20 protein-coding genes are annotated in these 23,754 nt (G+C 69.8%); 5 read left to right on the top strand and 15 right to left on the bottom strand.

What is annotated here, in order from left to right:
• Positions 1 to 49: 49 nt before the first annotated feature.
• The 7 genes from ACOYR3_RS17955 to ACOYR3_RS17925 form a co-directional block, all read right to left on the bottom strand.
• Entirely contained in the window at positions 50 to 2,380 is a 2,331-nt protein-coding gene (locus ACOYR3_RS17955; protein ID WP_422843675.1) for a CHASE2 domain-containing protein, read from the bottom strand.
• A gap of 64 nt (positions 2,381 to 2,444) precedes the next feature.
• Positions 2,445 to 4,175, bottom strand: a complete 1,731-nt coding sequence (locus tag ACOYR3_RS17950) for a FecR domain-containing protein (RefSeq protein WP_422846617.1) — start codon at positions 4,173 to 4,175, stop codon at positions 2,445 to 2,447.
• Between the two features lie 89 nt (positions 4,176 to 4,264).
• A complete protein-coding gene (locus ACOYR3_RS17945; protein ID WP_422843674.1) occupies positions 4,265 to 4,963 on the bottom strand; it encodes a response regulator transcription factor in 699 nt (232 codons plus the stop codon).
• A gap of 69 nt (positions 4,964 to 5,032) precedes the next feature.
• Positions 5,033 to 6,118, bottom strand: coding sequence for a formylglycine-generating enzyme family protein (locus tag ACOYR3_RS17940; RefSeq protein ID WP_422843673.1), 1,086 nt, complete (start codon positions 6,116 to 6,118; stop codon positions 5,033 to 5,035).
• Positions 6,119 to 6,155: 37 nt separating this feature from the next.
• Positions 6,156 to 6,425, bottom strand: coding sequence for a hypothetical protein (locus ACOYR3_RS17935; RefSeq protein ID WP_422843672.1), 270 nt, complete (start codon positions 6,423 to 6,425; stop codon positions 6,156 to 6,158).
• Between the two features lie 251 nt (positions 6,426 to 6,676).
• Positions 6,677 to 7,981: a tryptophan--tRNA ligase gene (locus ACOYR3_RS17930; RefSeq protein ID WP_422843671.1), complete on the bottom strand. Its 1,305-nt coding sequence runs from the start codon at positions 7,979 to 7,981 to the stop codon at positions 6,677 to 6,679.
• Positions 7,982 to 8,036: 55 nt separating this feature from the next.
• A complete protein-coding gene (locus ACOYR3_RS17925) occupies positions 8,037 to 8,705 on the bottom strand; it encodes a site-2 protease family protein (RefSeq protein WP_291489831.1) in 669 nt (222 codons plus the stop codon).
• Between the two features lie 275 nt (positions 8,706 to 8,980).
• Between ACOYR3_RS17925 and ACOYR3_RS17920 the strand changes: the two genes are divergently transcribed.
• On the top strand, positions 8,981 to 10,135 hold the full coding sequence (locus ACOYR3_RS17920) for a methyl-accepting chemotaxis protein (protein WP_422843670.1): 1,155 nt from the start codon (positions 8,981 to 8,983) through the stop codon (positions 10,133 to 10,135).
• 22 nt (positions 10,136 to 10,157) lie between these two features.
• Here the strand turns inward: ACOYR3_RS17920 and ACOYR3_RS17915 are convergent, their stop codons facing one another.
• Positions 10,158 to 10,793: an L-threonylcarbamoyladenylate synthase gene (locus ACOYR3_RS17915; protein ID WP_422843669.1), complete on the bottom strand. Its 636-nt coding sequence runs from the start codon at positions 10,791 to 10,793 to the stop codon at positions 10,158 to 10,160.
• A gap of 34 nt (positions 10,794 to 10,827) precedes the next feature.
• Positions 10,828 to 11,637, bottom strand: a complete 810-nt coding sequence (locus ACOYR3_RS17910) for a 3',5'-nucleoside bisphosphate phosphatase (RefSeq protein WP_422846616.1) — start codon at positions 11,635 to 11,637, stop codon at positions 10,828 to 10,830.
• A 202-nt stretch (positions 11,638 to 11,839) separates the two neighbouring features.
• On the opposite strand from ACOYR3_RS17910, the gene ACOYR3_RS17905 reads away from it, so the two are divergent.
• Positions 11,840 to 13,630, top strand: coding sequence for a methyl-accepting chemotaxis protein (locus tag ACOYR3_RS17905; RefSeq protein ID WP_422843668.1), 1,791 nt, complete (start codon positions 11,840 to 11,842; stop codon positions 13,628 to 13,630).
• A 106-nt stretch (positions 13,631 to 13,736) separates the two neighbouring features.
• Here ACOYR3_RS17905 and recJ read toward each other — a convergent pair whose 3' ends face one another.
• Together recJ and ACOYR3_RS17895 are read right to left on the bottom strand one after the other, a co-directional pair.
• Complete coding sequence (gene recJ, locus ACOYR3_RS17900; protein WP_422843667.1) at positions 13,737 to 15,452, bottom strand: single-stranded-DNA-specific exonuclease RecJ; 1,716 nt, start codon at positions 15,450 to 15,452, stop codon at positions 13,737 to 13,739.
• Positions 15,449 to 16,402 carry a phosphoglycerate mutase gene (locus ACOYR3_RS17895; protein WP_422843666.1) on the bottom strand — a complete coding sequence of 318 codons (954 nt, stop codon included), beginning with the start codon at positions 16,400 to 16,402 and terminating at the stop codon, positions 15,449 to 15,451. Before ACOYR3_RS17895 ends, recJ begins: the two co-directional genes overlap by 4 nt.
• An 82-nt stretch (positions 16,403 to 16,484) precedes the next feature.
• Here ACOYR3_RS17895 and ACOYR3_RS17890 point away from each other — a divergent pair, with 82 nt between their 5' ends.
• Both ACOYR3_RS17890 and lolD read left to right on the top strand, forming a co-directional pair.
• Positions 16,485 to 17,738 (top strand): lipoprotein-releasing ABC transporter permease subunit, encoded by a 1,254-nt coding sequence (locus tag ACOYR3_RS17890; protein ID WP_422843665.1) that lies wholly within the window; start codon positions 16,485 to 16,487, stop codon positions 17,736 to 17,738.
• Positions 17,731 to 18,420, top strand: a complete 690-nt coding sequence (lolD, locus tag ACOYR3_RS17885) for a lipoprotein-releasing ABC transporter ATP-binding protein LolD (protein WP_422843664.1) — start codon at positions 17,731 to 17,733, stop codon at positions 18,418 to 18,420. Before ACOYR3_RS17890 ends, lolD begins: the two co-directional genes overlap by 8 nt.
• 98 nt (positions 18,421 to 18,518) lie before the next feature.
• Here the strand turns inward: lolD and ACOYR3_RS17880 are convergent, their stop codons facing one another.
• From ACOYR3_RS17880 to ACOYR3_RS17865, 4 genes are all read right to left on the bottom strand, one after another.
• Positions 18,519 to 19,562 carry a VWA domain-containing protein gene (locus ACOYR3_RS17880; RefSeq protein WP_422843663.1) on the bottom strand — a complete coding sequence of 348 codons (1,044 nt, stop codon included), beginning with the start codon at positions 19,560 to 19,562 and terminating at the stop codon, positions 18,519 to 18,521.
• Between the two features lie 36 nt (positions 19,563 to 19,598).
• Complete coding sequence (locus ACOYR3_RS17875) at positions 19,599 to 20,657, bottom strand: DUF58 domain-containing protein (protein WP_422843662.1); 1,059 nt, start codon at positions 20,655 to 20,657, stop codon at positions 19,599 to 19,601.
• Positions 20,638 to 21,633 (bottom strand): AAA family ATPase, encoded by a 996-nt coding sequence (locus ACOYR3_RS17870; RefSeq protein ID WP_422843661.1) that lies wholly within the window; start codon positions 21,631 to 21,633, stop codon positions 20,638 to 20,640. The genes ACOYR3_RS17875 and ACOYR3_RS17870 overlap by 20 nt, the downstream gene beginning before the upstream one ends.
• Positions 21,634 to 21,768: 135 nt before the next feature.
• Positions 21,769 to 22,701, bottom strand: a complete 933-nt coding sequence (locus ACOYR3_RS17865) for a S1C family serine protease (RefSeq protein ID WP_422843660.1) — start codon at positions 22,699 to 22,701, stop codon at positions 21,769 to 21,771.
• Between the two features lie 176 nt (positions 22,702 to 22,877).
• Between ACOYR3_RS17865 and ACOYR3_RS17860 the strand changes: the two genes are divergently transcribed.
• Positions 22,878 to 23,711 (top strand): TatD family hydrolase, encoded by an 834-nt coding sequence (locus ACOYR3_RS17860; protein WP_422843659.1) that lies wholly within the window; start codon positions 22,878 to 22,880, stop codon positions 23,709 to 23,711.
• The last annotated feature ends 43 nt before the right edge of the window (positions 23,712 to 23,754 follow it).

Here is a 23,754-nt window from a genome sequence, read left to right as displayed (position 1 = left end):
GAACGTGTTCACGATCTCGCGCGACCCCCGGGAGATCGTGAACACGTTTTTAGGCCTGCACGGGAAGCAACAGGACGAACTCCGCTCCTTGGCCTACTTCGCTGTTCACCTGCAGCACGCCGCCGTGCCGCTCGACCACGGTGCGTACCAGGGCCAGGCCCAGTCCCACACCCGCAATGCCCGGGTGGCTGCGCTCGTGCAGCCGTTTGAATGGGCCGAACAGTTGGTCCTGTTTCTCGGGGGCGATGCCGGGGCCTTCGTCGCGAACGGAGACGGCCCAGTATTTCCCCCGGTCGAGGATGGCGCATCGCACAGTGCCGCCCGCGGGACTGAACTTGATGGCGTTGTGCAGGATGTTGGTCACCGCTCGCGACAGCAGGCCACGGTCTCCCAGGGTGTTCGCGGCTTCCGGCGCATGGGTGACGACCAGCGCCACCTCATGCTCCTTGGCGAGGGCCCACAGGTCGTCCACGGCCTCCGCCAGCAGGGCAACCAGGTCCACCGGCTCCCGGCGGTACTCCTGCGACTCGGCGCTTGCGAGCTGAACGAAGCTCTCGGCCATGCTCAGCGACTTGCGTGCATAGCGTTCGATGCGCTGCACCAGCTCCGCGCAATCGAGGTGCCCGGGGTAGGCGCGCTGCATTTCAAGAAGGGTCAAGATGGAGGCGTTGGGCGCACGGATGTCATGCGAGATGAAGTTCAGCGCCTGGTCCCGCTGCAGCTGTGCACGCCGCATCTCCGTCAGATCCACCAGCGTCAGCAGCCAGCCCGCCTGGGCCAGGTCGGTAAAGGGGCTGCATTGCACCAGCAGGCTCCGCTCCTGGGCGTCGCGTGCCTCGGTGTGGCGCGGCAAGCTGCGGTTGCGCAGCGTGTCGTGCGTGATCAGGGGCTGTTCGGTGCCGGGCAGGACCAGGTCGCGCAGCAGTTCGACCGCGGATTCGCCTTGCAGGTTGGCTGCCGGGTGCATGATGCCCAGGTGCCGCCGGGCCGCTGCGTTGGTGAGGAGGATGCGCCCTTGGGGATCGCAAACCAGGATGGGCGTAGGCAACTGTTGCAGGCTTTCGCTGACGAAATGGTGCAGGTCGCGCAGGTGCCGGGAGGCGCGCTCCACGGCATTGATGCGTTTTTCCAGGAAATCGCGGGAGTCGCTGGCACCGTCGGGCAGCCGCAGGGACAGGCCCTCGCGTTGCAGGCGGTCCAGCTCCAGGCGCAGAAAATGCGCGGCGGCGCTGAGCCGCCGCCAGCTCCACAGCGGGTAGGCCAGGGCCAGACCGGCCAGCGCGCCCGCCGGGGCAAACTGCAGGCCCGCCCAGGCAGGTAGCGCGAGGCTCAGCAGCAGCGTGGCGGCGGCCAGCCCAGCGCAGGTGAGCAGCCCTGCCAGCGGGCCGGCCAGCAGCAGCACCACCAGTGCGACCGCCACGGGCACCAGGTTGAAGGCCGCGTTCAGCACCGGGCTGGCGGGGTCGATGCGCACACCGGACAGCCGTGAATCCAAAACATGGGCCACCACCTCCACGCCCGGCATCAGGCGCGATTCGTGGCCGACCGGGGTGGCGAACATGTCGCCCAGGCCGGAGGCGGCTGCGCCCACCAGCACGTATTTGCCCTGGAACGCGGTGGGCGGCACTTGGCCTCTGAGTACGTCAATGTAGGAGTAGGTGGTGAAATGGCCGGGGCCGCCCCCATAGGCGATCAGGCGGCGGTCTGCGCGCTGCCAGGCGTTTCCCTGAACGGAGGGTGGATGGGCCTGGCCGGGCTGCGCAGTGGGCTCCCGGGTGCTGCACGGGGGGGCGGAGGGCTCTGCAACGCACAGCAACGCCAGGCTGAAGTGGCGCCACGGCGCTGCCGCCGGCCCTTCCGACAGGTACAGGCTGCGCACCACGCCGTCCGGGTCGGGGGCCACATACACATGGCCCAGGCCCGCTGCGGCGTCGGCGAAGGTGCGCCAGGGCAGGTCGGAGCTGTCTGCGGCCGGGCCATGGCCGCGCTGCAGCACCGGCAGTACCACGCGGCCGCTGCGCGACAGCGCGTCGGCCAGCAGCACGTCGTCCTGGGGGTAGTCCAGGTCTTCTTCGTTGAACAGGACGTCCATGCCGATGGCCAGCGGCTGCTGCGCGCTGATCCGCGAGATCAGCTCGGCATGCAAGGCCCGGCGCCAGGGCCAGCGGCCAATCGCGGCGATGCTGGCATCGTCGATGGCCACGATCACGATATTGTCAGGGGTTGGCCGCGCAACCCATCGCAGCCCCGCGTCCTGCACGATGTGGTTGACGCGGTCCAGGCTGGTGCCGAGCCAAACCACCAGGCCCAGCAGGGCCGCGGACAGCAAGGCCCATTCAATATGCCGCTGGAGGCTGCGGGTGCGGGCGATGCTCCACATGGCTTAGCGGTGCGGCGGCGGGCAGCGCGGCGTCAACTGGCGTGGCGCGGAAAAGGCCGGCCGCTCAAGGGCGGCTGACCGGCTGGCCGTCGGAGGTCGAAACCGGCAGGCCACCCCCTGAGCGAATTCCCGAGCCCACCCGGATCAGGCGCGGCTGCGAAAAATCGCTTTGCAGGCCTGTGGGGTCCAGTACCTGGATGCGCACGAGGTATTCGCCCGGTGCGAGGTGGCTGGCGGCCCATTCCGGGGTCTCCAGCACGGTGTCGTGCAGTACGTCGGCGAACGCGGGATCGGCGGCTGCCGCCAGTTGCAGGCGGAACCGCTGTCCCGGCTGGGCGGGCCAGTGCACGCGCACGGCTGGGTCGCCGTCTTGCGCCTGCAGGGCCTTCAGGGGCACGGTGCCCGGGCGGTCGGCAACCGTGAAAGGCTGCGGCTGCGCAAATGGCCCTTGGTCCACCTCATCCAGCGCGGGGGTGGGCAACTGGCTGGCGGTGCGCCAGAAATACCGGCCCGCCGGCAGCGAAGCCAGGGACAGGCGGCAGTCGGCCAGCCGCTGCGCGTCCAGGGCGGTCTGGGTGAACTCGGGGTCGGCAGCCACCTGGATGCGGTACCAGCTCACCCCCGGCACCTGCGTGCAGCGCAGCTCGCCCGCGCCCGTGGGCAGCACGGTGCCCGGGGCGGGCTGCTGGTACAGCGGGGGCACCGGCCGGGTCTTGAGGGAAAACGTCGACACGCCCGGGAGGCCGGGAATTCCTGCGTCGTCCAGCGCGCGGACCGCCAGGTAGTAGGTGCCGTCCTCCAAGGTCGGCCACTGCAGGTGGCTGTCGGCAAAGCGGCCATGGCGCAATACCTTGGTGAAATCCGCGTCGTAGGCGACCTGGGCTTCGTAGGCCGCCGCGCCGGCGAGCGCTGGCAGGTCGATGGTCACCGTGCCGGCGTCTTGCGGCACGGCGACGAGGTGGCCGGTATCGGGCGCCGGCAGCAGCGGCCGCGGGGCGCCCAGCGTGCCATCGGAGGCAACGGCCAAGCCCTGGCCCGGCCTCAGCAGCGCGCCGCCACTGTCGGCTGCCGCGCCCTGGCGGGACTGAACGGCCACCGAGCCGTCCAGCACCGAGGCCACGGTTTGCCCGGCCTCGTTCACGCTCACGCTGTAGCGTGTGCCGCGCACGCTCGTCACCGCACGGGGGGTGCGCAGTTCAAAGCGGCGAGCGGTCTCCCCGTTAGGGGGGATCGTGGATTCCACGGCGCCGCTGCGCATTTCCAGCACCGATTGCAGGCTGCCGGCGCGACCACGGCGGCGCAGCTGCCGCAGTTGCAGCTCGGAGCGGGCCCGCACCCGCACCACGGTGCCGTCGGCGAGCTTGACGGCTACGAAGGCATCTGGGCCGACCTGCAGCACCGAGCCTTCTTCCACCCGCCCGCCGGGCGCCACCGGCACGGGGGCTCCGCCGCCGTGCGGCCGCAAAGTGGCTTGCCCTTGAACAAACGCGATCGTCGCAGCCTCCGACGGCTGCAAGCGCACGGGAATCCAGACCACCGAGCCCGGCTGCAGCCGGCGCGGATCGCTGACCTTGTTGCGGACCTGGAGCAACGGCCATTGGCTGGGGGCGTTGAGGTAGGTTCTGGCCAGGGCTTCCAGCGTGTCACCCTGTTGCACTGTGTGGGCAATCTCGTCGCGCTGCGGGGCTTCTGGCGCGGTCCGTGCGTCGGTCGCGGCCCAGGGCAGGCCCGCGAAGCCTGCGAGTGTCAGCGCGGTCGTGGCGCGCAAGGTCCAGCGGTGGCGGCCAGGGTTCATTGCCAAGTCATTCTCCTTCGTGCCACACGGGCGGGCGAAGCATTGCCGGCCCGGTGGGCACGGCGGGGTTGTGGGGGAAGAACGGCTTTTCAGGTCTTTGGCTCGGCGTCGATGGCTTCGAAACGGTAGCCCACGCCGTACACCGCGGACAGGATGAAGCCGTTGGAGGGCCGCAGGTCCAGCAGGGTGCGCAGGCGCGAGATGTGGGTGTCCAGGGACCGGGACATGACGTCGCCCACCTGGCCCCAGATGATTTCCTTGAGGTGGTCGCGCGACAGCAGGCGTCCCATGTTCTGGAAGAGGAACAGGGCCAGCTCGTATTCGCGGTTCTTCAGCTCCACCGCGGCGCCGTCGATTTCAATGGCCCGCGTGTCCGAGAGAAAGCGGTAGTGTCCGAACTCCTGGACGCCTCCGGTCGTGGCGGGGTAGGCACGGCGCAGCAGGGCCGACACGCGGGCCGTCAGCTCGCCAATGCGCACGGGTTTGACCATGAAGTCATCAGCCCCGCTGCCCAGCCCTTCGACAATGTCGCGCTCCGTCTGACGGTTCGTGACGAACAGGATCGGCAGTTGCGGGCCGATGTGCTGCCGCACCCAGCGAACCACTTCCGGGCCCGCCATGTCCGGCAGTTCCCAGTCCACGATCAGCAGATCAAAGGTCTCACGGCGCAGCGCTCGCAGCAGGTCGCCACCCTGGAGATAGGTGTGGCAGGCATGGCCCATGGCTTCCGTGGCCTGCTTGATGAGATCAAGTTGGAGTGCGTCGTCGTCCAGCGCCGCGATGCGCATGGTGTCTTCCTTTGAACATGCAGTTGACGATTATTTTCGATATCGGCCGGTTGGCCGCGTCATGCGAGGCTACTGCATATTGGTTTTGACATTTGTTGACGGAGTGTCGCGTACAGGGCTGATTTCGCGCACCAGCCGCATGCCTACCAGCGTATAGCGGGTCTGGGGGGTGTTCCAGTTGCGGTAGCCGCAGCGGGCATAAAACGCCCAAGTGTGCCAGGACCCACCGCGGCGCACGCGCACGCTGCCGCTGGCGGGGCCTTGCGGGTCCTTGCGCGGAGCGTGGGCGTAGTAGGTGTCCCCGTGCCAGTCGGATACCCATTCCCAGGCGTTGCCCAGCATGTCGTGCAGGCCGAAGGCGTTGGGGGCGTAGCTGCCTACGGGGGCGGTGAAGGCGTAGCCGTCGCTGCCGGGCAAGGCGTGCTGGCGCCAGCGGGGCCAGAATGGGGTGGCTTCCTGGTCAAAAGTGTTGGCCGTGCGCAGCAGGCCGCCGGGGTCATCGCCGTGCGGGTAGCGGGTGCGGGTGCCGGCGCGGCAGGCGTATTCCCACTCGGCTTCGGTGGGCAGGCGGTAGCGGTGGCCTTCGGTGCGGGTCAGCCAGCGCGCCAGGGCCTGGGCATCGTTCCAGGTGATGTTGACAACCGGGTGGTCGTCGCCCTGCGCAAAGCCCGGGTTGCGCCAGGAGTACCGCGGGTCGCGTCCTTCGAAGGCATCGCCGCGCCGCGTGGTGGAGGGATCGTACTGGGGGTTGTAGCCGTATCCGCCGGTGCCGTCGGCTTCCGATTCGGGCTGGTACCCCGAGGCTTCGAGAAAACGGCGGAACTGCCCCACGGTGACTTCATGGCGGCCCAGGTAGAACGCTCGGGTGATCTGCACCGTGTGGGCCGGGCCTTCGTCGGCCAGTTCGGTGAAACGGCGGAACTCCAGATCGGGATAGGCCTGCGCCAGGGCTTCTGGCGCCTCGACGCCTCCCATGGTGAAGCGGCCTGCCAGGATGCGCTGGAAGACCATGCCGAGGCTGTTGGTCCAGGTGGAAGGCGGCGCCGGGGGGCCTGCGCCGTGGGAGGGCGCGGCGCAGGCGAGCAGCCATCCCGCGGCCAGCCACCGGGCTGCCTGGGGTGCGCTGCGGAGCGAAAAGCGGCGAGGCGGAGCCATGGTGGCAGCGCTGCGGGGTGACGCTCGGGGCTGGCGCTCAGGGTTGGCGGTCAGGGGCCTCGCTCACACACTCGAAGATCAGGCGCGAGCCGTCGTTGCGCAGCAGCTTGGGGAACAACGCGAGCTGCTGGCATTCGCGCGTGGCGGCGGCATAGGCGGGCGAGGTGTCCAGCCCGTGCACGGGGACACTGAATGTCCGGTCGCGGCCGGATGCCATGGGGCCGGAAGGATGGTGGGGCAGGGTGGCACTGTCGCAGCCGGCCAGCAGGGCGGCTGCACAGACAAGGGCAGCAGGCGTCAGTTTCATCGGAGCCTCCAATGTGCAGGAGGCCAGTGTATGCGCAGCACGGGCGGCCCGGGCGCTTCGTGGTGGCAGTCCCGGCCAAGGCCGCGGCGCTGGCCACACCCGGCCCAGGGCTGCAGTGCGGCATGGGCCATCGGATGCAAATTTTCAGTGATTTTGGACCGCAGCGCTTGATGGGAAAGCGCTAGCTGCTATCAAAAAATGACTGCCAGGCCTTCCGGCACGGTGGTGGCCTCCGGCGTGGCGCCGGGGGGCTACGCGGCGGCGGCAGCGTCGGCCAGGGCCTGCAGCGCGGCGGCCACGTCGGCGGGCGCCACGCCTTCCACCGGGACCAGCCGCGGGGCCAGGTCGTGCAGCGCCTGAGGGTTCTTTTGCAGCTGCGCGATGGCCTGGCCGGCTTCCTTGGGGGCCTCGAAGCCCGTGCTTTGCAGCAGCAGGCGGCCCTCGGCGTCCACCAGCTTGAAGTAGAACTTGCCGTCCGCCTCGCGGTACTGCTTGAACGAAGGCAGCGCCGCCTTGGCCGCCTTGGCGGCCTTTTGCGGCGCGGCGGCCTGTGCCAGGCTGCGCAGGCCCACGGCGGCACGCAGTTCGCGGATGAACGGCGTGGCCAGGGCACGGGCGCGTTCCGCGCCGGCCAGCAGCGTGGTTTCGATGCGCGCTGGGTGGGCCATCAGCTCCTCGTAGTGCGCGCGCATGGGGGCAATGACCTGGTCCACACGCTCGAACAGCACCTGCTTGGCGTCGCCCCAGGCAATGCCGTCGGCATAGGCCTTGCGCAGCGCGTCGGTTTCGTCGGCGGTGGCAAAGGCCTGGTAGATCTGGAACAGCGCGGAGCCCTCGGTCTCCTTGGGTTCGCCGGGCGCGCGCGAGTCGGTCAGGATGGAGCCAATGAGTTTCTTGAGCTGCTCGCGCGAACTGAAGAGCGGGATGGTGTTGTCGTAGCTCTTGCTCATCTTGCGCCCGTCCAGCCCGGGCAGTGTGGCCACGTGCTCGTCGATGGCCGCCTCGGGCAGCACGAAGTGCTCGCCGTACAGGTGGTTGAAGCTGGCACCCATGTCGCGCGCCATCTCGATGTGCTGCACCTGGTCGCGCCCCACGGGCACCTTGTGGGCCTTGAACATCAGGATGTCGGCGGCCATCAGCACCGGGTACATGAACAGGCCCGCGGTCACGCCATCATCTTGCTCGCGGCCGGCGGCGGTGTTCTTGTCCATGCTGGCCTTGTAGGCGTGGGCGCGGTTGAGCAGGCCCTTGCCGGTCACGCAGGTCAGCAGCCAGGTCAGCTCGGGAATCTCGGGGATGTCGGACTGGCGGTAGAAGGTGACGTGCTCGGGGTTCAGCCCCGCCGCCAGCCAGCTGGCCGCGATCTCCAGCGTGGAGCGCTGGATGCGCACCGGGTCCTCGCACTTGATGAGCGCGTGGTAGTCGGCCAGGAAGTAAAAGCTTTGCACGCCGGACGTGAGGCTGGCCGCCACCGAGGGGCGGATGGAGCCCACGAAGTTGCCCAGGTGGGGCGTGCCCGTGGTGGTGATGCCGGTGAGGTAGCGCGTGGTGCTCATGGAAACGAAAACTGCGTAGTAACAACAAGAAGGGAGAAAAGCGTCCCAGGCGCGCTCAGCGGATCAGGGCCGTGAGCGGGGTGAGCAGCAGGTTGATGGCGCTGTAGCCCAGCGACATCAGCGGGCGCAGCCACAGGGTGCCCACCACCCCGGCGATCACCAGGCCCATGACGATGAAAAAGCCCCAGGGCTCGATGCGCGACACCATGTGCGCCTGGCGCCAGGGCAGCAGGCCCACCAGGATGCGTCCGCCGTCCAGCGGCGGCAGCGGAAACAGGTTGAACGCCCACATGACCAGGTTGACCAGCACGCCGGCGCGCGCCATCTCGATGAAAAAGCGTTCGTCCACGCCCAGCCCCACCAGGGCCACCAGCAGCACGGCCCAGACCACGGCCTGGAAGAAGTTGGACGCCGGCCCGGCCAGCGCCACCCAGACCATGTGCTGCTTGGGGTTGCGCAGGTTGCTGAAATTGACCGGCACCGGCTTGGCGTAGCCGAACAGGAAGGCGCCCGACGTTGCGAAGTACAGCAGCAGCGGCATCAGGATGGTGCCCACCGGATCAATGTGCTTGATCGGGTTGAGGGTGACGCGCCCCATCATGTAGGCCGTGTTGTCGCCAAAGTGGCGCGCGGCATAGCCATGGGCCGCCTCGTGCACGGTGATGGCAAACAGCACCGGCAGGGCGTAGATCAGAACGGTTTGGATAAGGTTGGCAAGGTCCACCCGCCGATTGTCTCAGACCGCGCGCAGGGTCCGCGGCCAGCGTCCGCAGCGGGCCTACGGTGAGATTGTCAACCAGCGCCCGGGCGCGATTGGGGGTAGTACGTACACCGGGAGTGCGCCGCGGCCGGGCAATCGTTGCTAGCATCGTGCGGGCGCACCCGGTGCGCCAGGCGCCCCCGCGGGGCGGCCATGACAAGACGAAGAACGTGTTGACGACCCGTGCGAGATCGCAGCACGTTCTCACAAGACAACATACCTACGGAGACTCCCCCCACATGCTGAACCATCTGAAGATCGGAACGCGCCTGGCGCTGGCTTTTGGGGGCATGGCCTTGCTGGTCTTGTGGCTTGCAGGCGCGGCGTTGTCCGGGATCGGCGAGGCCGAGCAGGCCCTGCGCGGCGGCACGGCCACGGCCCAGGCGCAGGCGGCGCTGGCGCACCTGCACAGCACGCGCGGGTGGGTCATCGGCTGCAGCGGCGTGGCGCTGGTGCTGGCGCTGGTGGCCGTTTTCGTCTTGCGCAAGAGCATCGTGGTGCCGCTCAACCAGGCCATCCTGATTGCGGAGACGGTGGCATCGGGCGACCTGAGCCAGGAATTCGAATCGGAGCTTCGGGGCGATTTCGGCCGGCTGCTGAATGCCCTGGGCACCATGGAAGACACGCTGACCGACCTGGTCACGCGCATCAAGCAGGATACCGACGCGGTCACCGCGTCGGTGGTGGAGATTGAACAGGGCAACACCGACCTCTCCCGGCGCGCCGAAGACCAGGTCAGCTCCCTCACGCAGACGGCGGCCAGCATGGAGCAGCTCACCGCCACGGTGCGCCAGAACGCCGACCGCGCGCGTTCCGCCAGCGGCCTGGCGGTCAAGGCCTCGGCCATCGCCGAGCAGGGCGGCGCTGTGGTGGGCGAGGTGGTGCACACCATGCAGGCCATCAGCGGCAGCTCGCGCAAGATCGTGGACATCATCCAGGTCATCGAAGGCATCGCATTCCAGACCAACATCCTGGCGCTGAACGCCGCCGTGGAGGCCGCCCGCGCGGGCGATCAGGGCCGGGGCTTTGCCGTGGTGGCGAGCGAGGTGCGCAGCCTGGCGCAGCGCAGCGCCGTGGCGGCGCGCGAAATCAAGGCGCTGATCAGCGCCTCCGTCGAGCAGGTGGAGAGCGGCGCCGGCCAGGTGGGCCAGGCCGGCTCCACCATGGCCGAGATCGTCACCGCCGTGGGTCAGGTAAGCGCGCTGCTGGGGGAAATCTCCACGGCCTTGCACGAGCAGAGCGAGGCCATTGGCCATGTGAACGGCGCCGTGTCCCACATGGATGGCACCACCCAGGAGACGGCGGCGCTGGTGCAGCGTGCCGTGGACACCGCGGCCTCGCTGAGCATGCAAGCCCGCGGCCTTGAGCAGGCGGTGGGGGCGTTCCGGCTCTAAACCGGTTGGTTCTACACGAGCTTCAAAGCCCCAGCGCCTGCAAGCTGCCGCGGCCTTCGCGTACGACCACCGGGTCGCCGCCCGTGCCCATGGGCGTCAGGTCCACGACGGTGGTGGGCTCCAGCGGGCATGCGCCCGCGTCCACGATGGCTTCCAGCACCTTTTCGTAGCGCGCCCGGATCTCCTCCGGGTCGTTCAGCGGCTCGGTCTCGCCCGCAGGGATCAGCGTGGTGGCCAGCAGCGGGGCGCCGTGCAGCTCCAGCAGCAGCTGCAGACCCTTGCGGTCGGGCACGCGCAGGCCGATGGTCTTGCGCGAGGGGTGGCTCACCCGGCGGGGCACTTCCTTGGTGGCCTCCAGGATGAAGGTGTACGGCCCGGGCGTGGCCTGCTTGAGCAGGCGGTACTGGCGGTTGTCCACGCGGGCGTAATTGGCCAGCTCCGACAGGTCGCGGCACAGCAGCGTGAGGTGGTGCTTCTCGTCCACCTGGCGGATGCGGCGCAGGCGGTCCGCCGCGTCCTTGTCGTCCAGATGGCAGACCAGCGCGTAGCTCGAGTCCGTGGGCACGGCCAGGATGCCGCCTTTTTGCAGCAGCATGGCGCCTTGCTTGAGCAGGCGCGGCTGCGGGTTGTCGGGGTGGACTTCGAAGTACTGGGCCATGGGTGCGGTGCAGGTCGGTGCGGCGCGCGCCTGCTCAGGCGGCAGGCCGCTGAATGCGGTGGGCCAGCAATTCCCACACGGGCGTGAGGGCGCCCGGCAGCGGGGGCAGCGTGCCCAGGTCGGTGTGCGATTCGTCGGGGCTGTGGAAGTCGCTGCCGCGCGATGCGGCCAGGCCGAACTCCTGCGCCATGTCGGCATAGGTGACGAACTCGGCCGCCGTGTGGCTGCCCGTGACGACTTCCACGCCGCGTCCGCCGTGCTGCTTGAATTCGGAGAAAAGCGCGTATTCCTCGGTGGCGGTAAAGCGGTAGCGGGCCGGGTGCGCAATCACGGCCATGCCGCCCGCCTCGGTGATCCAGCGCACGGCGTCTCCCAGCGTGGCCCAGCGGTGCGGCACGTAGCCCGGCTTGCCTTCGGTCAGGAAGCGGCGGAACACCTCGGCCGTGTCCTTGCACACGCCGGTCTCCACCAGGTAGCGCGCGAAATGCGTGCGCGAGATCAGGTCGGGGTTGCCCACGAACTTCAGCGCGCCCTCGAACGCGTCGCGGATGCCCACCTGCGCCAGCTGGGCGGCCATTTCCTGGGCACGCTCGGCACGGCCGCCGCGGGTGGCTGCCAGCCCGCGGGCCAGCTGCGCGTCGTCGGGGTCGAAACCCAGGCCCACGATGTGCACCGTGGTGTCGGCAAAGGTGACGGAAATTTCGGTGCCGGTGAGGTAGGCCATGCCCTGGGCATGGGCCGCGGCCCGGGCGCGGTGCTGGCCGCCGACCTCGTCGTGGTCGGTCAGCGCCCACAGCTCTACGCCGTTGGCCTTGGCGCGGGCCGCCAGATCCTCGGGCGACATGGTCCCGTCGGACACCCTGGAATGGCAGTGCAGGTCGGCATTGAGGTAAGTCACTGATTCATTCTACGGGTTTGTCCCTGGCGCCGCCTGTCGGGCCAAGATGGCTGCCTGGGAAGTTAATGCTTGTCAATGGTGTAAGCGCATGTAAACTGAATTGCAGATAGGCCCGTTGTCCTGCGGGTTTGGAAGAAAGACGTTTTTTATGCAACTCGACAACATCCGTGTCTCGCGCAAACTCTGGGGCGCTTTCCTGCTGCTCATGCTGGCGATGCTGGTGATCTCCAGCTTCCAGCAGTACCGGGCCAACAACTCCATGTCGCAAGCCATGGACACGGTGGTGGAGATCGAGGAGCGCATCTCCACGGCCATCCGCTGGCGCGGGGCCACTGAAACGGCCGTCACCATGGTCATGGGCGGGGCCGTGACCACCGATGCCGTGCTGGCCCAGCAGTACGACGCCAAGGTCAAGGAAATCATCGGCAACATCAACAAGATCCAGGAGCGCGTCGTGGCCTCGGCCACCGCGCCCGAGGAGAAAGCCGCCCTCGCCAACGTGCAGGAAGCCCGCAAGCGCGTGCTGGCCGCCACCGCCAAGACGTGGGAGCTCAAGGGCGCGGGTGACGCCGTGGAGACGCAGCGCTATGCCGACAACGAGTTCACTCCGCTGGTGGCGAGCTACCTCAAGGCGCAGGACGAATTCGTGCTCATGCTGCAAAAGCGCCGGGACGCCATCCGCGCCGAGACGGCCGAACGGCGCGTGGCCTTCGCCCTGCAGGGGCTGGCGGTGTCAGCCGCCGTGGTGGTGGTGATCCTGCTGCTGGTGCGCAAGCTCGTGCACTCCATCACCGACCCGCTGAACCGTGCCGTGCAGACGCTGGACGCGATTGCGGACGGCGACCTCACGCGCGAGCTGCAGTCGGCCCGCCAGGACGAGTTCGGCCACATGCTGCGTTCGCTCTCGGCCATGGCGGCGCGCTTGCGCGGCGTGGTCAGCGAGGTGCGCACGGGGGTCGAATCGGTGTCGGCCGCCTCCATCGAGATTGCCAACGGCAACCAGGACCTGTCCGCCCGCACGGAGCAGACGGCCTCCAACCTGGAGGAAACCGCCGCCAGCATGGAAGAACTCACCGCCACCGTCAGCCAGTCGGCCGACACGGCGCGCCAGGCCAACCAGCTGGCCGGCTCGGCCGCCCAGGCCGCGGCGCGCGGCGGCGAAGTGGTGGGCCAGGTGGTCACCAGCATGCAGCAGATCACCGACAGCTCGCGCAAGATCAACGACATCATCGGCGTGATCGACGGCATCGCCTTCCAGACCAACATCCTGGCGCTGAACGCGGCCGTGGAAGCCGCCCGCGCGGGCGAGCAGGGCCGCGGCTTTGCTGTGGTGGCCAGCGAGGTGCGCAGCCTGGCCCAGCGCAGCGCCGAGGCCGCCAAGGAGATCAAGGCGCTGATCGGCAAGTCGGTGGAGAACGTCGAGGTCGGCTCGGCCCAGGTGGCGCAGGCCGGCCAGAGCATGCAGGAGATCGTGGCCAGCGTGCAGCGCGTGAGCGACCTGATCGGCGAGATCACGGCATCGTCCACCGAGCAGCGCGACGGCATCGCCCAGGTGAACCAGGCCGTCACGCACCTGGACCAGATGACTCAGCAGAACGCCGCGCTGGTGGAGGAATCCACCGCCGCTGCCGCCTCCATGCGCGACCAGGCCCAGCGCCTGGCCGAGGTGGTGGCCGTGTTCAACGTGGGCGCCGTGGCCCTGGCCCGCGCGCCTGCTGCGCCCCGCCGGGCAGCGCCAGCCCCCGGCCCGCGGCCCGCCGCCAAGGTGGCCGGCCCTGCACCCGCAGCGGCCACGGCGCGGCTGGCGGCAGCGTCCCGCCCCGCAGCAACGGCCTCTGCGCCGTCATCCTCGGCACCGGCAGCGCCCGGCGCGGCCAAGCCTGCCGCCAGCCCTGCGGCCCCGGCGGCAGGCCAGGATGATGATTGGGAAAGCTTCTAAATTGATAGCTGCCAGCGCTTTCTGGATAAGCGCTGGAGCCCGATTTCTATAGAAAATCGAGGGGCCCGCGAGGACGCTTCCTGTCCGGTGCGCGGGCGTATGCGGCCTACACCTGCGCCCCCTCCACCAAAAACTGCACCCGCCGCTCGCCCTTCCACTCATTCACATCCAGCCGAAACGCCAGCACCACCCGCGCGGGCAGCGGCTCGGTGCGGCCGAACCAGATGGCGTCCACCGGGTTGCCCTGGTGGATGATCTTGATGGACAGGTGGTTCTTGGCCTCGCCCACCAGGCGCTGGCTGAGTACCTGCACCTCTTCGCTGAAGGTGGGCGGCGCAAAGCCCTGGCCCCAGACCTCGCGGTGCAGCAGGTCCACGATGTCGGCGCGCACGTGCTCGGGGGCCAGCGGGCCGTCGGTCTCGATGCGGCGGGTGAGCGTGGCGGCGTCCAGCCACTCCTGCGCCACCTGGGCGAAGGCCTGCTCGAACACGTCGAACGCTTCCTCGGCCACGGTGCAGCCGGCGGCCATGGCGTGGCCGCCGAACTTGAGGATCACGCCCGGGTGGCGCTTGGCCACCAGGTCCAGCGCGTCGCGCAGGTGAAAGCCGGGGATGGAGCGGCCCGAACCCTTGAGCTCATGCTCCTTGCCCGGCGCGCTGCTGGCCGCGAACACGAAGGTGGGGCGGTGCAGCTTGTCCTTGATGCGGCTGGCCACGATGCCGACCACGCCTTCGTGGAAGTCGGGGTCGAAAACGCTGATGGCGGGCGGCGGCTCCTCGCTCTCGTCAAACAGGCTCTCGGCCATCAGCATGGCCTGCTCGCGCATGCCGCTTTCAATGTCGCGGCGCTCGCGGTTGATGCCGTCCAGTGTGGCGGCCAGTTCGGCGGCGCGGCTGGCGTCATCGGTCAGCAGGCATTCGATGCCCAGCGTCATGTCGGCCAGGCGGCCCGCGGCGTTGATGCGCGGGCCCAGGGCGAAGCCGAAGTCGAAGGTGGTGGCGGCCGGCGCCTTGCGGCCTGCGGCGTGAAAGAGCGCGGCCACGCCGGCCGGCATCTGGCCCGCGCGGATGCGCTTCAGGCCCTGGGCCACCAGGCGGCGGTTGTTGGCGTCGAGCTTGACCACGTCGGCCACCGTGCCCAGGGCGACCAGCGGCAGCAGCGGGTCGAGCTTGGGCTGGGTGGTTGCGTCGAAGATTCCCCGCGCGCGCAGTTCCGCGCGCAGCGCCAGCAGCACGTAGAACATCACGCCCACGCCGGCCATGGACTTGCTCTCGAAGGTGCAGCCCGGCTGGTTGGGGTTGACGATGGCGTCGGCGGCGGGTAGCGCCGGGCCGGGCAGGTGGTGGTCGGTGACCACGACGGTGAGGCCCAGGGCCTTGGCCTCGGCCACGCCTTCGACGCTGGCGATGCCGTTGTCCACGGTGATGAGCACGTCGGCACCGCGCTCCTTCACGCGCCGGGCAATCGGGGGCGTGAGGCCGTAGCCGTCGGTCACGCGGTCGGGCACCAGGTAATCCACCTGCTGCGCACCCAGCAGCCGCAGGCCGCGCACGCCCACGGCGCAGGCGGTGGCGCCATCGCAGTCGTAGTCGGCCACGATCACCAAGCGCCTGTTGTGCGCCATGGCGTCGGCCAGCAGGCGGGCGGCGGCGTCGATGCCTTTCAAGCCCGAAGGGGGCAGCAGGCGGCCCAGGCCGTCGTCCAGCTCGTCCTTGGCCAGCACGCCGCGTGCGGCGTACAGCCGCGCCAGCAGCGGATGCACGCCCGCCTGCTCCAGGGCCCAGGCGGCGCGGGGGGGAATGTCTCTTGCTATTATTTTCATAGCTGGTTGCGCACGTCCATAAAGCGTTGGGGCCTGAAAAGGCTTTGAAAACGCTGGGCCAGCGAGCGCGGCGCGCTGTGGAAGGCCGCCGCGCCGCGCTCGCCGCACAGCGTCAGCTGCACGGGCGCACCGGCCTCGGCCTGGCGCAGCAGGTCGGCCACGGGGCCGGCGTCCAGCGCCGCCCAGGCCTGGGCCCAGGCGCGCCAGTCTTCGCGCAGGGCGGCATCGCGCAGCGTGGTGGGCACGGCGGGTGCCGTGGCGGCGGGCGCCGGCTGCGGCAGCGCGCCCGCGCCGTGCACCCAGAACGAGTTGACCAGCGGCAGGCCGCGCGCGGTGCGCTCGTCGTTGAAGGCATGGGTGTACAGCAGCATCTGCATTTCGCTGTGCAGGCGGCGCAGGGTGCGGGCCTGCCGCGCATCGGGCATCCAGGCGCGCACGTCGCGCAGCAGCACGCGCTCCAGCGAGGCGGTGGCCAGGTCGGCCAACAGCGGGCCGCTGGCCAGCCAGCGCGTGGGCTCGTCGTAGTGCAGGGTGATGCCGTCTTCGGCAAACCACGGCGCCACGATGGCCAGCAGCGCGCGCGAGGCGGTGTCATCCAGCCCCAGCTGTGCCGGGTCGCGCAGGGTGACGTGGTCGGTGCTCACCTGCCACTGGCAGGGCGTGACAAAGGCCCAGGCCTGGCCGTCGGCGGGCGCGCCCTGCTGGTGGCGGTGCCAGGCGGCCCAGGGTGTGCGGCCGTCCTCGGCCGGCAGGCCCAGGGCGCGGGCCAGGGCGCGCTCGTGGGGCGTGGAGAAGCTGGTTTCCTCGGCGCTGTCGCTGCCCGCAGGATGGGGGCTGAGCCGGGCCAGCAGCCGGTCCAGGTGGGGCAGGGCCAAGCCCTGCAGGGCTTGCTGGCATCCGTCAGCGGCACTGGCCGCGTGGGGGATGAGCAAATGGTGGGTGTCTGACATGGGCCTATTGTCCGGGATGCCACAATCTGCCCCGGCCCGGGCCCGGCATTCCGCCGCAGTCCACGGTCTTCTTTCCTGATCCATGCAAATTCCTTACGAACTGGCCTTGGGCTGGCGCTACACGCGCGCGGGCCGCGCCACGCGGCGCAACGGCTTCATCTCGTTCATCTCGGGCGTGTCCATGCTGGGCATTGCGCTCGGGGTGGCGGCGCTCATCATCGTGCTGTCGGTGATGAACGGCTTTCAGAAGGAAGTGCGCGACCGCATGCTCAGCGTGGTGTCGCACATCGAAATTTTTGCGCCCCAGGGCGCCGCGCTGCCCGACCCGGCCCGTACGCTGGCGGAGGCCCAGCAGAACCCCAACGTGGTGGGCGCCGCGCCCTTCGTGGCGGCGCAGGCGCTGCTGGCGCGCGGCGAGGACATGAAGGGCGCGCTGGTGCGCGGCATCGACCCGGCGCTGGAGGGCGCGGTGACCGACCTGGCGGCCACCAACACGCAGGTGCTGCAGCAGCTGGTGCCGGGCGAGTTCCGCGTGGTGCTGGGCAGCGAGCTGGCGCGCATGCTGGGCGTGCGCACGGGCGACGTGGTGACGCTGATCGCGCCGGCCGGCCAGGTCACGCCGGCCGGCGTGGTGCCGCGCCTCAAGCAGATGACGGTGGCGGGGCTCTTCAACTCGGGCCACTACGAATACGACTCGGCCCTGGTGCTGCTGCACCACGAGGACGCGCAGCGCATCTTCCGCCTGGAAGGCCCCACCGGGGTGCGCCTGAAGCTCAAGGACCTGCACCAGGCGCGCGAGGTGGCGCAGCAACTGGCGCAATCCCTGAGCGGCAACCTGCTGATCCGCGACTGGACGCAGCAGAACCGCACCTGGTTTGCCGCCGTGCAGGTGGAAAAGCGCATGATGTTCATCATCCTCACGCTTATCGTGGCGGTGGCCGCGTTCAACCTGGTCTCCACGCTGGTGATGACGGTGACCGACAAGCGCGCCGACATCGCCATCCTGCGCACCCTGGGCGCCAGCCCCAAGAGCATCATGGGCATCTTCGTGGTGCAGGGCGCCATGGTGGGCGTGATCGGCACGGCCGTGGGCCTGCTGCTGGGCCTGGGGATCGCGTTCAACATCGACGTGATCGTGCCGGCCATCGAGCGGGCGCTCCATGCCGACTTCCTGCCCAAGGACATCTACCTCATCAGCAAGATGCCCAGCGAGCCGCAGAGCAGCGACATCGTGCCCATCGGCGTCATCTCCCTGGTGCTGGCCTTTGTTGCAACCTTGTACCCCAGCTGGCGCGCCAGCCGTGTGAACCCCGCTGAGGCGCTGCGCTATGAATGATCAGAAAGTTGGAGTGGTGGTGTTGGAGGCCAAGAGCCTCACCAAGCGCTTTACCGAAGGCCGCCTGGACGTGACGGTGCTCAAAGGCGTGGACCTGCAGATCCGCGCCGGCGAGACCGTGGCCATCGTCGGCGCCTCGGGGTCGGGCAAGAGCACCTTGCTGCACCTGCTGGGCGGGCTGGACGCGCCCACCGCCGGGGCGGTGCGCCTGCAGGGGGCCGAGCTGTCGGCGCTGTCGCCCCAGCAGCAGGGGCAGTTGCGCAACCAGCACCTGGGCTTCATCTACCAGTTCCACCACCTGCTGCCCGAGTTCAGCGCGCTGGACAACGTGGCCATGCCGCTGCGCATCCGCCGCCTGCCCCTGGCGCAATGCCATGCCGAGGCCGAGCGGGTGCTGGCGTCGGTGGGGCTCAAGGAGCGTTTGCAGCACCGGCCCGCCGAGCTGTCGGGCGGCGAGCGCCAGCGCGTGGCGATCGCCCGTGCGCTGGTGACGCGGCCGGCCTGCGTGCTGGCCGACGAGCCCACCGGCAACCTGGACCGCGGCACCGCCGACACGGTGTTCGAGCTGATGCTGCAGCTGGCGCGCAGCCAGGGCACGGCGTTTGTGATGGTGACGCACGACGAGTCGCTGGCCGCGCGCTGCGACCGGGTGCTGCGGCTGGTGTCCGGAGTGCTGGGGTAACAGTGGCGGGCGCAAGCCGCGCAGGGTGGCGGGTTTTGATATGCTATTGAAAATATAGTTGCCAGCGCTTGTCCATCAAGCGCTGGAGGCCAAAAAAATCACAAGATCCGCCCGTGCCACCACACCGACAGGCCGGCCGCCAGCACGGCCAGCAGTGCCCCGGCCAGGGCCAGCAGCGCCGAGATTTCGGTCTCCTTCTTTTCCACCGTCAGCCGTGAGCTGAGGGTCTCGTACACCTTCTTCAGATCGGCCGCGGTGGCGGCGTGGAAGTACTCGGCCTGGGTGCGGGCCGCCACTTCCTTGAGGGTTTCCTCGTCCAGCCGCACGCGCATGGACCAGCCTTCAAAGCCAATGGTCTCGCCCTGCACCGTGCCCACGCCCACGGTGTACACCCGCACGCCGCGGTCGGCGGCCCACTTGGCGGCTTCCAGCGGGTCCACGCCGGTGGTGCGCTGGCCGTCCGTCAGCATGATGATGGCGGCCGAGGTGTACGAGCCCGGCGCCACGGGGGTGAAGGGCTTGGCGGGGTCCTGCTTGCTGATTTCGTCCAGCGACCGGGGGCGCATGGACTGGCGCCCGCCCAGGGCCGCGATGTCGATGCCCGCGTCGGGGAACAGGGTGGCCAGCGACAGCATGATGCCGTTGCCCGTGGCCGTGCCGCGCTGCAGCTGGAAGCTGTCAATGGCCTTGACCAGGTCTTCCCGGTTCTGGGTGGGCAGCTGGGCCAGCTGCGCGCTGCCGGCAAACGCCACGATGCCTACGCGCACATGGCGCGGCAGTTCCGCGATGAAGGCCTTGGCTGCGTTCTGCGCCGCGGTGATGCGGTCGGGCTCCACGTCGGCCGCGCGCATGCTGCCCGACACGTCCATGGCCAGCATGATGGTCTGGTTCTGCGCGGGCAGCGTGATGACGGCCAGCGGCCGGGCCGCCGCCAGCAGCAGCGCCGCCAGGGCCAGCAGGAACAGCACGGGGGGAATATGGCGGCGCAGCTGCCGGCGCGGGCCCAGCGCTTCGCGCACCAGCGACAGGCTGGGGTAGCTCAGCGCCAGCTTCTTGCGCCGGCGCTGCAGCCACCAGTACAGCAGCACCAGCAGGGGCACCAGCAGGAGGAGCCAGAGCAGCGAGGGCCAGAGAAAAGCCATGGTGGGGTGGTTCCTTCGTGGCGGGGCGGGTGGTCGTCAGGCCGCGCGCGCGGTGCGCACGCGGCGCTGCCGCAGGTCCATGAAGCGCAGCAGCGTGTCCAGCAGGTCGTCGTCGGTGCGCAGCTCCAGCGCGTCGGCGCCCGCGCGGGCCAGGCTTTCGCGCAGGGCGGCTTCGCGCTCGGCGGCCAGGCGGGCAAAGCGGTGGCGGAAGCCCGCGTCGTGCGTGTCCACCGGCAGCTGTTCGCCGGTTTCGGCATCGCGCAGGGTGACCAGGCCCAGATCGGGCAGCTCCAGCTCCAGCGGGTCCAGCAGGCGCACGGCCACCACGTCGTGCCGCTGTGCGAGCTGGGCCAGCGGCTTGTCCCAGCCCGGTGCGCTGATGAAGTCCGACACCACGAACACGGTGGAGCGGCGCCGCAGGTGCGAAAGTCCGGCCTGCAGCAGCAAGCGCAGCTCCGTGCCCGCACCGGGCGCTTCGGCCGTGCCCGCCGCCGGCGCGGCCGAAGCGATCAGCCGGTGCACCAGGTGCAGCACGTGGGCACGGCTGCTGCGGGGGGGCAGAACGGCGTCCACGGTGCGCGCGCCACGTGCGCCACGTGCGCCACGTGCACCCTGTGCGCCGGGTGGGCCCACGGGTGCTGCCGGCGTGCCGGCGCCATACAGCACCGCGCCCACGCGGTTGCCGTGGCGGGTCAGCAGCCGCGCCAGCACGGCCACGAAGCCGGCGAGGATGTCGCGCTTGGCATGCCCCTCGGGGCCAAAGCTCACCGAGGGGCTCAGGTCCAGCAGGAACCAGGCGGCCATCTCGCGGTCTTCGGTGAACACGCGCACGTGGGGGGCGGCCAGGCGGGCGGTCACGTTCCAGTCGATGTGGCGCACGTCGTCGTGGGGCTGGTATTCGCGCAGGTCGGCCAGGTCCAGCCCGCTGCCGCGCACCAGCGTGCGGTAGTCGCCCTGCAGCAGCCCGTCCAGCCGGCGGATCACCTTCCACTCCAGCTCGCGCAGCAGCCGCTCGGCCCGGCCGGGGATGCCGGGCAGCGCGTGGATGGTGGCCGGCGCGGGCGCGGCCGGGGCGTCAGGCAGCCTTTTGCGCATGGTGCAGCGGCCTTGCGGGCGTGGGAATGCGGGCCATGATGCGGGTGATGAGCGCGTCGGCGTCCAGCCCGTCGGCCAGCGCTTCGTAGGACAGCGTGATCCGGTGGCGCAGCACGTCGGCCGCCAGGTCGGCAATGTCCTCGGGCAGCACGTAGTTGCGCCCGCGCAGCATGGCCAGGGCCTGCGCGCCTTCGGCCAGGGCAATGGTGGCGCGCGGGCTGGCGCCACAGCCGATGAACCCGGCCAGGTCCTTCAGGCCGTACTGGGCCGGCGCGCGGGTGGCGGCCACCAGCTTCACCGCGTATTGCAGGAGCGACGGGTCCACGTACACCGCGCGGCATTCCGACTGCAGCGCCGCCAGCTGGGCCGTGGTGGCCACGGGCAGCACCTGCACCGGCATGTCCAGCGCGCGCTGGGCAATGACGAATTCCTCCTCTTCGGTGGGGTAGGAGAGCAGCACCTTCATCATGAAGCGGTCCACCTGCGCCTCCGGCAGGGCGTAGGTGCCCTCGGTTTCGATGGGGTTTTGCGTGGCCATCACCAGGAAGGGCTCGGGCACCTTGTGCGTTTCGCCGGCAATGGTCACCTGGCGCTCCTGCATCACTTCCAAGAGCGCGCTCTGCACCTTGGCGGGGGCGCGGTTGATCTCGTCGGCCAGCAGCAGGTGCGTGAACACCGGGCCCAGCGCGGTGCTGAATTCGCCCGTCTTCTGGTTGTACAGGCGCGTGCCCACCAGGTCGGCGGGCACCAGGTCGGGCGTGAACTGAATGCGCTTGAAACTTCCCTGGATGGTGCTGGCCAGCGTCTTCACCGTGAGCGTCTTGGCCAGGCCGGGCACGCCCTCCACCAGCAGATGGCCCTGGGCCAGCATGGCCACCATCACCCGCTCCAGGAAACGGTCCTGCCCGACCACCACGCGCTTGACCTCGTAGAGCACCTGTTCCATCAGCGTGGCGGTTTGCGATGTGGTTTCCATGGCTTGGGGTTCCTTGTCTTTTGGGCTCGTGCAAATCCGGGGTGCAACGCCCGCCCTCCTGGTGGTTCCGTGCCGCTGCGGCGGGAACGCGGCGGGAAGCGGCAAGAGCGGCGCCGCCGCTGTGGCGGGCTTGCGCTAGAACGGTGGCATCCCCACGGCGGCGGCGGCGTTCTCGATGGGCACCGCGAAGCCGATGCCGATGAAGGTGCGCGCGGACGTGGGGTTGAGGATGGCCGTGACAATGCCCACCACCTCGCCGTCCATGGTGATCAGCGGCCCGCCCGAATTGCCGGGGTTGGCCGCCGCGTCGAACTGGATCAGGTTGCTCAGCTGCCGCTTGCCCTCGGGGGACATGAATTCGCGCTCCAGGCCCGACACCACGCCCGCAGACGCCGAGGGCCCGATGCCAAACGGAAAGCCCACCGCGGCCACCGGGTCGCCCGGGCGCAGGTCCTGCGTGGAGCGCAGCGGTGCAGCCTCCAGGTCGTCGGGAACCTTGTGTGCCTGCAGCACGGCCAGGTCGTTCTCGGCCTGCACGCCGGTAATGCGGGCCGTGGTTTCCGTGCCGTCGTGGAAGGTGACCGTGATGCGGTCCGAGCCGGCCACCACATGCAGGTTGGTGAGGATGATGCCCGTGTCCACGATGACCACCCCGGTGCCGATGCCGCGTTCCACCTCCTCCTTGCCCTTCTTGGCGCGGCCATATCCGGCCACGCGCACCACGGAAGGTGCCACGGCCTCGACGGCCCGGGTCACGGCGGACGGCAGGGTGGTGGTCTCCAGCGTGCGCAGCACGGCGTCGTCGATGTCCTTCTGGCTGAGCTGGGGTGCGGGCGGGCTCTGGTGCAGCAGGCTGGCCACCAGCAAGGCCGCCAGCAGCAGAACCAGCGCCCATGCGGCGTGCGCAGAGGGGGGCCAGCGCCGCCCAGGCGCGGCCTGCCCGACCGGCGGGGTCGGCGCGGCGGGCGGGGCGTCGCCGGAGGTGGCCTGCGGGGGCTGCTGCGCTGGCGCGTCCGCCCGTCCCGGGCGGCGGGGGGCAGAACTGCTGTAGATGGCGGGCCGGGGCATCCTGTCACCTTTCTGCGGGGCGCGCCGTGGCACGGCAGGTCGTGGCGACCAGGGGTCCGGCGCACGAGGGCGGGGAGGGAGGATTTCACGTTAGCACGGATCGGCGGCGCCTGCACTTGGCGGCGGAAGAACCTGCTTTCAGAACGTAACAGGCGCCTATCGGGCATCATCCCCGCATGCACGCCTGGATCGACACCCATTGCCACCTGGACGCCCCCGAGTTCGACCCCGACCGCGACGCGGTCCGCCAGCAAGCGCGGGCGCTGGGCGTGGTGCACTGCGTCCTGCCGGCGGTCGAGCGCGGCAACTGGGAAGCCGTGCGCGCGCTGGCGCACCGCCATGGGGACAGCTATGCGCTGGGAATCCATCCGCTGTGCACCCCCACCGCAGGGGACGACGACCTCGACGCGCTGGCGCAGGCCCTGCAGCAGCACCGCAACGACCCCCGCCTGGCGGCCATCGGCGAGATGGGCCTGGATTTCTTCGTGCCGGGCCTCGACCCCGCGCGGCAGGAGCGGTTCTACCGGGGGCAGCTCCAGTTGGCGCGGCGGTTTGACCTGCCGGTGATCCTGCACGTGCGCCGTTCGGCCGACAAGCTGCTCAAGGGGCTGCGGGAGTTGCCGGTGCCGGGCGGCATCGCGCACGCCTTCAATGGCAGCCTTCAGCAGGCGCAGGCTTTCATCGGCCTGGGCTTCAAGCTGGGATTTGGCGGGGCCATTACGTACGACCGTGCGCTGCAATTGCGCCGCCTGGCCGCCGAACTGCCCGAAGACGCCCTGGTGCTGGAAACCGACGCCCCCGACATTCCCCCGCACTGGCTCTACACCACGGCGGCGGACCGCGAGGCCGGCGCTCCCCAGGGCCGCAACGCACCCGGCGAATTGCCCCGCATTGGCCAGGAGCTGGCGCGGTTGCGGGGCATGCCGGTGGAGGCCCTTGCCGCCACGACTACGGCAAACGCCCGCGCCGCCTTGCCCCGGCTGGGGGCTTGTGAAGGAGGGCCTGCCTGACTTCCCGGGGTCCGACCCGCACTACCGCGGCCTCGCGAGGGTG

It is taken from the genome of Acidovorax sp. M2(2025) (genome assembly GCF_049330835.1).
In the GTDB taxonomy this organism is placed as follows: Bacteria; Pseudomonadota; Gammaproteobacteria; order Burkholderiales; family Burkholderiaceae_C; genus Acidovorax.
Note: the sequence above shows the minus strand (reverse complement) of the source record. Positions and strands in the feature narration are given on the sequence as shown.